The organism is Halorubrum sp. CBA1125 (assembly GCF_009742825.1).
Lineage (GTDB): Archaea > Halobacteriota > Halobacteria > Halobacteriales > Haloferacaceae > Halorubrum.
The window spans coordinates 1-8,380 of the sequence record NZ_WPCE01000129.1; the positions used below are offsets into that span (position 1 = coordinate 1).

Genomic DNA, 8,380 nt, shown 5'->3' on the forward strand with positions numbered 1-8,380 from the left:
AGGCGCGCAGCAAGACCCCCGAGCCCTCGCGGCTGGGGCTTTGGACGTATTCGCCGCGGAACTGTCGACCACGTATCGCCGAGCGGCTGGGGCTTTGGTTGTGTTCTCCACGGTGACGGCGATGTATCACCGAGCGATCCAGTCCCAATCAAAGACACGTCCTATTAGCGCCTTTCAGCGATCAGCTGTTCCGGTTGAAACGATGTCTGAACGATAGATTTCAACAGAGCCACTTATTGGAGAGACGGCCGTCCGGCAACGCGTGATCGAATTCACCCGCGAGGCGTACGACGACGTGATCTACCACGCGTACGAGGGCGGCGACGAGGAGGTGTGCGGCGTCCTCGCCGGCGAGCACGGCGCGTCGGACAGCCGGGTCACCCGAACCCACCGGACGGAGAACGTCGCCGAGACGCCTCAGATTCGATACCTGATCGACCCCGAAGAACAGTTCGAGGTGATAGAGCGGATCGAAGCCGAGGGACTGGACGTCGTCGGCTTCTACCACTCGCATCCGACGGGGTCGCCGTACCCGAGCGGGACCGACGCCGCCCGGGCCACGTGGCCGGACCACTCGTATGTGATCTGCGCGCTCGACGGCTACCCGTTCGTCGGATCGTGGCGCTGGCGGGGCGACGAGTTCGAGCAAGAGACGGTCGTTCTCACCGACTGACTCGACGGGCTGTCATCGATTGACCCGCTGGACTGAAAGCGATTGACCCGACCGGACTGAAACGAGAGCCGTTCGACGGGCGGGACATCCGGCGCGGTCAGTTGCTCGCCTCGATTTCGGGTTCGCCGGACGCCTCGCCGTCGACGTCGATCGCACACGACGCCGAGTACTCGACGTCGTGGACCGACTCGATGGCGGGATCGTCGCCGCAGACGGGGCAGTCGTCGTTCTTCGGAATCTCGACGCGGTCGAACTCCATCTCCAGCGCGTCGAAGAACAGCATCGAGCCGTCGAGGCTCTCGCCCTTGCCGATGATGTGTTTGACCGTCTCGGTCGCCTGGATACAGCCCACGGTGCCCGGGAGGACGCCGAGCACGCCGGCGGTCGCGCAGTTCGGGACCATCCCCGCGGGCGGCGCCTCGGGGAACAGACAGCGGTAACACGGCGAGTCCTCCTCGCCAGCGAACGTCGTGACCTGTCCCTCGAACTTGAAGATGGAGCCGTGCGAGAAGGGGATCCCGGCGAGCGTACACGCGTCGTTGACCAGGTACCGGGTGGCGAAGTTGTCGGTGCCGTCGACGACGAAGTCGTACCCGTCGATCAGCTCCTCGATGTTGTCGGCGGTGACCCGGAGCTCGTGTTTCTCGACGTCGACGTCCGGGTTGAGCTGGGCGACGAAGTCGGCGGCTGAGTCGACCTTCTTGCGGCCGACGTCGTCGTCGCCATGGATCACCTGACGCTGGAGGTTCGACAGCTCCACCTCGTCGTCGTCGGCGATGCCGAGCGTGCCGACGCCGGCGGCCGCGAGGTACTGGATGATCGGCGCGCCGAGCCCGCCCGCGCCGAGCACGAGCACCTCGGCGTCGAGGAGGTTCTTTTGCCCCTCCGGGCCGACGTCGTCCATGATGATGTGTCTCGAGTACCGGTCGAGCTGTGTGGGGTCGAGATCGAGATCGCTCATTCACCTGTTTCTACCGGCTGCGCACGCTTAAGCCGGCCGCCCACCGGCGCGTGCTGCCGCCTTCTCGGAGGTGCGTCGCGCCCGCACGACCACCCGCCTGGATGTCGAACCGTGTGCCTGGATGCCGACCGTGACCGTGAAGTCGGCGACCGCGGTCGGCTCGCGGGTGGCCGTGGCCGCCTCGTCGGCGACCGTGGCCGGCGTTGCCGACGACACGCTCCTTTTTAGCGTGGATGTCGTAGCCGGCGTATGGCAACGATCAAGCTTCCGGCCGTCCTCGTCGGCGGTTCCTCGACCTCGGAGGTCGCGGTCGACGGCGACACCGTGCGGGAACTGTTCGACAATCACGCGGCCGAGCACGGATCTGAGCTCAGAGACAGCGTGATCGAGGACGGCGCGATCAAGGAGTTCATCAACGTGTACGTCGACGGCACGCCCGTCGACGGACTCGACGCCGAGGTGCCGGACGACGCGCAGGTCCGCGTCATCCCCGCGGCCAGCGGCGGCCGATAGACGGCCAGCGGCCGGTCGGTGAGACGTCGACGAGCGAACCGTTCTGCGACCGCTTCGCCGTTCGCCGACACCTACAGGTAGTCCTCCCAGAGCGGGATGTCGGCGTACTTGTCTCCGCGGTCACACAGCATGAACACGACCACGTCGTCGTCCGCCAGTTCGTCCGCCTCGTCGAGGGCGGCGACGACGGCCGCGCCGGCGCCCGCGGAGGTGCCCACGACGAACTGGTCGTCGACGCGGAGGTGTTCGCGGACGGTTTCGAGGTCGTGCTGACCGCGGTCCGCGATCGGGACCTCGGCGTCCTGGTACCGGTCGCAGAGCGCCCGCGCCCGATCGTAGGCGTCGCCGGTCGCGACGTACTCCGTCCGGTCGAGCACCGACTCGTCGTACGTCTCGGGGTGGTAGTGGTCGCCCGTTTTCAGGTACTTCAGCCCGTCGATGGCGTGGAGTTGCTCGTCCGGCTCGAAGCCGACGATCTCGACGTCACCGTCGCTCAGGTCCGTGAGCCCGCGTCCGGTGCCCGTGACCGTGCCGCCGGTGCCGACGCCGGCGACGAAGTGGGTGACCTCGCCGTCGGTCGCCGCCCAGACCTCTCGGGCGGTCGTCCGCTCGTGGGTGTCGGGGTTGTCGGGGTTCTCGTACTGGTTCGGCCGGTAATAGCGGTCAGGGTCGGCGGCGACGATCTCCTCGCACCGCTCGATGACGGCGTCGTAGCCGAGGTCGGCGTCGACGAAGTGGATCTCGGCGCCAGCATCGCGGACGGCCTCGACCTTCCCGCCCGCAGCGTTGTCGGGCATGACGATCTCGACGTTGTACCCGCGAGCGCTCGCGAGACGGGCGATCTCGCTGCCGGTGTTGCCCGAGGTGGGCTCGATCACGGTGACGCCCGGTTCGAGGTCGCCGCGCTCCTCGGCGCCGTCTAACATTCCCTTCGCGATCCGCGATTTGACCGACCCGCCGCCGTGCGGGGCGTCGTAGAGGTTGTACCACTCCGCTTTCGCGTAGACGGTCGCGTCCGAGTGCAGTCCCAGGTCCAACTCGACGAGCGGCGTCTCGAAGATGGTCGATTCGTCGACGGCGTACTCGCTCATGCGTGGTGTAGATCCCACCCTGATAAGAGTCCGACGGAAACGGCGCTGTGAGGCGTCTTTCGCGGTTGTGCGTCCCGTTCGCCCGTCAGAGGAACGGGAGAACTCTGCCGGTCACGCAAGCCGTTAAGCCGCCGGCGGCGTACGGAGATCTATGAGTCAACCATCCTGGGACGATGTCGTCGAGATGCCGGACGAGCTCGACGACGAGACGGCCGAGGCACTCTTGGAGGACGCGACCGAAGTACAGGACATGACCGGTGAGGTCTGTCCGTATCCGCAGGTGGAAGCGAAGAAGGCCATCGCGGGGCTCTCGCCCGGCGACGTGTTGGTCCAGAAGACCGACCACGTCCCGAGCACCGAGAACGTTCCGAAGGCAGTCGGCGACGACGCGACCGCGAAGGTGTGGAAGTCGGGCGACGGCCGCTACCGGATCTACCTGCGCAAGGAGTAACCATGGTCGAGGAACTCACCCCCGAAGAAGTCAACGAACGGATCCAGACGGGCGACATCCGCGTCATCGACACGCGGCCGCCGGAAGAGTACGAGCAGGGCCACATCCCCGGATCGATCAACGTCCCGCTCGGTGACCTCCCCTCGCGCGTCCCCGACATCGACTGGGACGACACCGACGTGGTCTGTGCGTGTCCGGTCGGCCAGTCCTCGAAGCAAGCCGCGATGCTAATAAGCAGCTACGAGGGCGTCGAGGACGACGTGCTCGTCGCCAGCATGGCCGGCGGCTACGAGGAGTGGGACTTCGAACTGGAGACCGGCGCGGCCGCGGACGCGTAGGCTGCCGAACGGTTCGATCGCTCTTTCACGACGAATCTCACGGACCGCGTCGGTGACCGGCCCGTCGGGATACGGGGACCGGCGAGCCGTCACAACAGTACTGACACCGTATTTCAGCTTGAGTACCAGTAGGCGTATCTCTTTACGTCCGACCGTGATGGACACCCAACATGGACGCCGAGAACGCTCGCCAGGAACTCTACGAGGTGATGAACCGGCCCCGCGAGTTCGACGTGACAGCCGAGCAGGCGCTCGCGCTCGGAAAGCGGTATCTCGACGTCGACAACGCTCACCTGACCGAGATCCACACCGACAGCGACTACTGGGAAACCGTCGCCAGCACGGATCCGGCCGACGGGGCGTTCCCGCCCGGTCTCGTTCTCGACCTCGGGAACACGTACTGTCGGCGCGTCCTCGCCGACGGCGGCACGATTGCGCTCCACGACGCCCCCGCGCAAGGCTGGGCCGACGACCCCGCGTTCGATACGCACGGGATACACTGCTATCACGGAAGCCCCATCGTCGTCAACGACGAGATCTACGGAACGGTCTGTTTCGTCTCCGAGAGCCCGCGCACCGAGCCGTTCAGTGACGAGGAGACGCTGTTCGCCGAGCTGATCGCTCGGATGCTCGAACACGAACTGCAACGCCGGCGCACCGCCGCCGAAATCGAGCGGTTGGATCGGTTCGCGAGCGTGCTCGCTCACGACCTCCGAAATCCCCTCGGAGTAGCGCAGGGTTACATCGATCTCGTCCGAAAATCCACCGATGACCGACACCTGACCACGGCGGCGAACGCGCTCGACCGGATGGAGGAACTCATCTCGGACGTCCTGACGATGGTTCGGCAGGGCCAGACCGTCGAAGCGGCCGAAGCGGTCGAACTGGCGTCGGTGGCCGAGCGCTGTTGGCAGTCGGTCGTAACCGCTGAGTCCGACCTCCACGTGGACGCGGATATCACGATTCGGGCGTCGCCCGACCGGCTCCGACGCCTGTTCGAGAACCTCTTTCGAAACGCCGTCGAGCACGGGGGCGACAGGGTGACAGTTCGGGTCGGCGCGCTGGGCGACGGAACGGGGTTCTACGTCGAGGATGACGGCCCGGGCATCCCGGAGACCGATCGGGACGCAGTCTTCGACCGAGGGTACTCCTCGGCGGTCGAGGGGAGCGGACTGGGATTGGCGATCGTTGCGAGCGTCGTGGCGGCCCACGACTGGCAGATCACGGTCACGGACGCCTCGACGGGCGGGACCCGGTTCGAGATCGACGATGTCGTCGTACTCGATCCGCTGACGGACTGATCCCGCGATCAAGGGGATCCTCTCCGGAAGGGCGCGATCGGACGGGCGACCGCGCCTCACCGCGCGGCCGACGACGCGCGACTGGACCCACAGACCGGTCGGCGACCCCGTTCAGATCGCGCAGCCGACTTCGCGGTACATGTAGTGGGTCATCACGTAGACGCCGAGGATGATCCCCGCGCCGGCGATGAAGGAGTGGATCGACAGCAGCGCGACACCCGAGAACAGGTTCGCGATGTTGCAGCCGGCGGCGAGCCGCGATCCGACGCCCATCAGCAGCCCGCCGGCCGCGTAGTTGGGCACACGGTTGCGCTTCGGCTTCCGCACCCGGAAGTCGCCGGAGGCGTACGCGGCGATGAACGAGCCGACGATCAGCGAGGCGATCATCACCATGTCGATGGTCATCGAGATGTTCCCGTCGCGGAACAGGATCGAGCCCCAGTACTCCACGCTCGCGACGTCGTAGCCGGCGGCGGCGAGGAGGTACCCCGCCCAGCGCGCCTCGCTGCCGGTGATCGCCCAGTGGCCGTGGACCCAGAACCAGAGGCTCGCGACGAGCGCCATCGCCACGCCGGCAGTCCGCGCGTCCCACGAGTCTCGTAGCCGGTCGGAGAGCGGTCGGTCGTCCTCGCGCACCCCGCGGACGTATGTGACCGTGCCGTCGGCGATGCCGCGCAGGCCGAGCGCGACCGACGAGAGCAGCCGCGAGCCCCCCGATCGCCGCCTGTGCCCGCGCGTCGGCGGCGACGCCGGTACCGCCCGAGGGATCGTCCGGGAGCTGGCTCCGCCCCTTCACGAACGCGTACGCGAGCGTGCCGAGCGCGACGGCGAGCGCACCGGTGACGGCGGGAGAGAAGGGAAGGGAGAGGTACAGCGTCTGCCCCTCGAACGGGTTCAGCGTCTGGAAGTAGTACGTCTCGGCGACGGGGAACGCGAACGCGAAGAGGACGTACCCGACGAACATGAAGAGCAAGACGAGCCAGAACTGGAGGTACCCCTGTCCCGCGCGGTACAGCGTTCCGGAGGCGCAGCCGCCGGCGAGCGTCATCCCGAGTCCGAAGACGAACCCCCCGATCAGGGAGCCGAGCCCCCACGCGGGCGTCCAGAAGCCGCGGAAGTAGCCGAACGTCGCCTGGAGGCTCCAGAACACCGTCATCACGGCGATACCGGCGAGCAGCCCCTTCAGCACGCGGGTGTCTTTGAACGCGACGAAGTCGCGGAAGGCGCTGACGAAGCAGAACCGCGCTTTCTGTAACAGGACGCCGAACGACAGCCCGACGGCGATCGAGATACCGAGGTAAGCGACGGGCGAGAGCAGCATCACCCTACCGAAGGGCTCCCGCGCATAAAGCACCGCTGGAGACGGTAACGGCCCCCTCCGGTCAGAGCAGGAGGCAATATTTTCCGCTACGTGGCACACGGGGCAACGACGGGGGCGTTCGGGGCCTCTTTACTCCCGAGACACGTCGCTAGGGTATGAGCGAAGACTGCGGATGTGGCGCGATCGAGACCGGCCCACGTCCGTCGAAGGGGAGCGACCTGGCGAACGACGACCGCCGAAATCCCTTCGCCGACGGGATCGACCGCCGCCGCCTGCTGCAGGCCTCTGGCGCGGTCGGTGCGACCACGGCGCTGGCCGGCTGTTCCGGTCAGAGCGACGGCGGCGACGAGCCCGCGCCGACGATGTTCGTGTTCAATAACGGGGACCGGACCCTGACCGTCATCGACGTCGAGACGGACGAGCTGCTCACCACCTCCTTCCTCGGGACGACCGCCTCGTTCCCGGCGAACCAGTACTCTACCGGGATCGACGCCGACCACGACGTGCTCTGGCTGAACGTCTCCGGCGGCATCCGCGCGTTCGACCAGCGAACCCTGGAGGAGCTCGCGTTCGTCGATACCGGATACGGCCCGAACTACCCGAACGTGACGCCCGACGGCGACCACCTGCTGATCGCCTCCGGCGGGACGACGGGGATGGAGCCCGAGGGCGACCAGAACCACGCGATCTTCCGCGTCGACGCCGACCGCGAGAGCGAGGCCTTCGGCGAGGTGACCGCCGAGATCGAGACCGGCTACGTCGGCCCCTGCGACATGACGCTCGGGCCGAACGGCGACTACGCGTTCGTCGTCGACGTCGCCGACGAGGCGATCCGCGTGGTGAGCGTCGACCCCTTCGAGACGGTGACGCGCGTCGACGCCGGCGAGCCGGTCACCGAGGGGAACGTCCTCCCGTTCATGTGCACCGCCTCCTTCGACGGGGAGCTCCTCCTCGTCGAGAACGGGGAAGGAACGCTCGGCGGCGACCCCGAGGTTCCCCGCGAGGGCTCAGAGAGCGTCTGGGACATCTCCGACCCCGAGAATCCGGCGGAGATCGCGAAGATCACCCGCGACGACGGGCTCCCGGGCGCGCCGATCACGAGCGAGGTCGCGCCCGACAACACGGCCGCGTACCTGTTTATCCCCGGCGAGGGCGTCGGCGTGATCGACCTGAAGGCGAACGAGTACGACACGACCATCGACGTCGGCGGGAGCAGCATCGCCGGGGCGTGGGGGCCGAACCGAGAGAAGCTGTACGTCCCCGTCCAGGACGCCAACCAGGTCGCGGTGATCGAACACGAGAGCCGCGAGGTCGTCGCGACGGTCGAGGCGGGAGAAGCGCCCACCGGCGCGGTCGGCGGCACGGTCCGCCCGCAGGAAGACGCCCTGGCGAGCATTCAGGCGTCGCTCGCCTCGCTCGGGATACCCTTCGGCGACATGGAGGCGTCGTGGTGCATGGACGACCACTGCTACTGCGGGTAGATGGCACGGAACACCGATTCGGAAGGCTCAGACGACCGGACCGCCGTCTCCGACGCGGAGGAGGGATCCGATCCGGCGTCGACCCGCCGCGGGCTCCTCCGGGCCGCCGCCGGCGCGACGGTCGCTGGCGCGGCGAGCACCGCCGGCTGTCTCGGTGTCACGACCCCGGCTGACGTCGCCGCCCAGAACGAGGTTTCGGGGAACGTCGCCCACTTCGTCGGGCCCGGTTGGCTGGCCGACAACCGCGACG

10 protein-coding genes and 2 pseudogenes are annotated in these 8,380 nt (G+C 67.5%); 7 read left to right on the forward strand and 5 right to left on the reverse strand.

Annotation, left to right across the window (positions count from 1 at the left end; all coding sequences use genetic code 11):
* Nucleotides 1–262 precede the first annotated feature (262 nt).
* Nucleotides 263–673, forward strand: coding sequence for a desampylase (locus GJ633_RS11390; protein WP_321169045.1), 411 nt, complete (start codon nucleotides 263–265; stop codon nucleotides 671–673).
* A 97-nt stretch (nucleotides 674–770) separates the two neighbouring features.
* On the opposite strand, the gene GJ633_RS11395 is transcribed toward GJ633_RS11390, so the two are convergent.
* A complete protein-coding gene (locus tag GJ633_RS11395; protein ID WP_156588927.1) occupies nucleotides 771–1,634 on the reverse strand; it encodes a molybdopterin-synthase adenylyltransferase MoeB in 864 nt (287 codons plus the stop codon).
* Nucleotides 1,635–1,661: 27 nt separating this feature from the next.
* Complete coding sequence (locus tag GJ633_RS11400; RefSeq protein ID WP_156588928.1) at nucleotides 1,662–1,850, reverse strand: hypothetical protein; 189 nt, start codon at nucleotides 1,848–1,850, stop codon at nucleotides 1,662–1,664.
* A gap of 33 nt (nucleotides 1,851–1,883) precedes the next feature.
* Here GJ633_RS11400 and GJ633_RS11405 point away from each other — a divergent pair, with 33 nt between their 5' ends.
* The gene (locus GJ633_RS11405; RefSeq protein ID WP_156588929.1) at nucleotides 1,884–2,147 is read left to right on the forward strand and encodes a MoaD/ThiS family protein; all 264 of its coding nucleotides are present in this window, start codon (nucleotides 1,884–1,886) and stop codon (nucleotides 2,145–2,147) included.
* A 71-nt stretch (nucleotides 2,148–2,218) separates the two neighbouring features.
* Here the strand turns inward: GJ633_RS11405 and GJ633_RS11410 are convergent, their stop codons facing one another.
* The gene (locus GJ633_RS11410; protein WP_156588930.1) at nucleotides 2,219–3,238 is read right to left on the reverse strand and encodes a PLP-dependent cysteine synthase family protein; all 1,020 of its coding nucleotides are present in this window, start codon (nucleotides 3,236–3,238) and stop codon (nucleotides 2,219–2,221) included.
* Between the two features lie 151 nt (nucleotides 3,239–3,389).
* On the opposite strand from GJ633_RS11410, the gene GJ633_RS11415 reads away from it, so the two are divergent.
* From GJ633_RS11415 to GJ633_RS11425, 3 genes are all read left to right on the forward strand, one after another.
* Nucleotides 3,390–3,689, forward strand: a complete 300-nt coding sequence (locus tag GJ633_RS11415) for a sulfurtransferase TusA family protein (RefSeq protein WP_156588931.1) — start codon at nucleotides 3,390–3,392, stop codon at nucleotides 3,687–3,689.
* A 2-nt stretch (nucleotides 3,690–3,691) separates the two neighbouring features.
* On the forward strand, nucleotides 3,692–4,027 hold the full coding sequence (locus GJ633_RS11420; RefSeq protein WP_156588932.1) for a rhodanese-like domain-containing protein: 336 nt from the start codon (nucleotides 3,692–3,694) through the stop codon (nucleotides 4,025–4,027).
* Nucleotides 4,028–4,197: 170 nt separating this feature from the next.
* Nucleotides 4,198–5,328 carry a HAMP domain-containing sensor histidine kinase gene (locus tag GJ633_RS11425; RefSeq protein WP_156588933.1) on the forward strand — a complete coding sequence of 377 codons (1,131 nt, stop codon included), beginning with the start codon at nucleotides 4,198–4,200 and terminating at the stop codon, nucleotides 5,326–5,328.
* 111 nt (nucleotides 5,329–5,439) lie between these two features.
* Here GJ633_RS11425 and GJ633_RS17880 read toward each other — a convergent pair whose 3' ends face one another.
* Together GJ633_RS17880 and GJ633_RS17885 are read right to left on the reverse strand one after the other, a co-directional pair.
* Nucleotides 5,440–5,964: a YeeE/YedE thiosulfate transporter family protein gene (locus tag GJ633_RS17880; RefSeq protein WP_321169046.1), complete on the reverse strand. Its 525-nt coding sequence runs from the start codon at nucleotides 5,962–5,964 to the stop codon at nucleotides 5,440–5,442.
* A 118-nt stretch (nucleotides 5,965–6,082) separates the two neighbouring features.
* Nucleotides 6,083–6,649 (reverse strand): annotated as a pseudogene (locus GJ633_RS17885) (YeeE/YedE thiosulfate transporter family protein); the annotation flags it as partial.
* Nucleotides 6,650–6,804: 155 nt separating this feature from the next.
* Between GJ633_RS17885 and GJ633_RS11435 the strand changes: the two are divergent.
* Nucleotides 6,805–8,130 carry a twin-arginine translocation signal domain-containing protein gene (locus GJ633_RS11435; RefSeq protein WP_156588934.1) on the forward strand — a complete coding sequence of 442 codons (1,326 nt, stop codon included), beginning with the start codon at nucleotides 6,805–6,807 and terminating at the stop codon, nucleotides 8,128–8,130.
* Nucleotides 8,131–8,380 (forward strand): annotated as a pseudogene (locus tag GJ633_RS11440) (hypothetical protein); the annotation flags it as partial.

Excerpts from the sequence above, each read along its gene's own strand:
- GJ633_RS11395 (WP_156588927.1), bottom strand. The coding sequence starts at position 1,634 with ATGAGCGATCTCGATCTCGACCCCACACAGCTCGACCGGTACTCGAGA.
- GJ633_RS11405 (WP_156588929.1), top strand. The coding sequence starts at position 1,884 with ATGGCAACGATCAAGCTTCCGGCCGTCCTCGTCGGCGGTTCCTCGACC.
- GJ633_RS11410 (WP_156588930.1), bottom strand. The coding sequence starts at position 3,238 with ATGAGCGAGTACGCCGTCGACGAATCGACCATCTTCGAGACGCCGCTC.
- GJ633_RS11415 (WP_156588931.1), top strand. The coding sequence starts at position 3,390 with ATGAGTCAACCATCCTGGGACGATGTCGTCGAGATGCCGGACGAGCTC.
- GJ633_RS11420 (WP_156588932.1), top strand. The coding sequence starts at position 3,692 with ATGGTCGAGGAACTCACCCCCGAAGAAGTCAACGAACGGATCCAGACG.
- GJ633_RS11425 (WP_156588933.1), top strand. The coding sequence starts at position 4,198 with ATGGACGCCGAGAACGCTCGCCAGGAACTCTACGAGGTGATGAACCGG.
- GJ633_RS11435 (WP_156588934.1), top strand. The coding sequence starts at position 6,805 with ATGAGCGAAGACTGCGGATGTGGCGCGATCGAGACCGGCCCACGTCCG.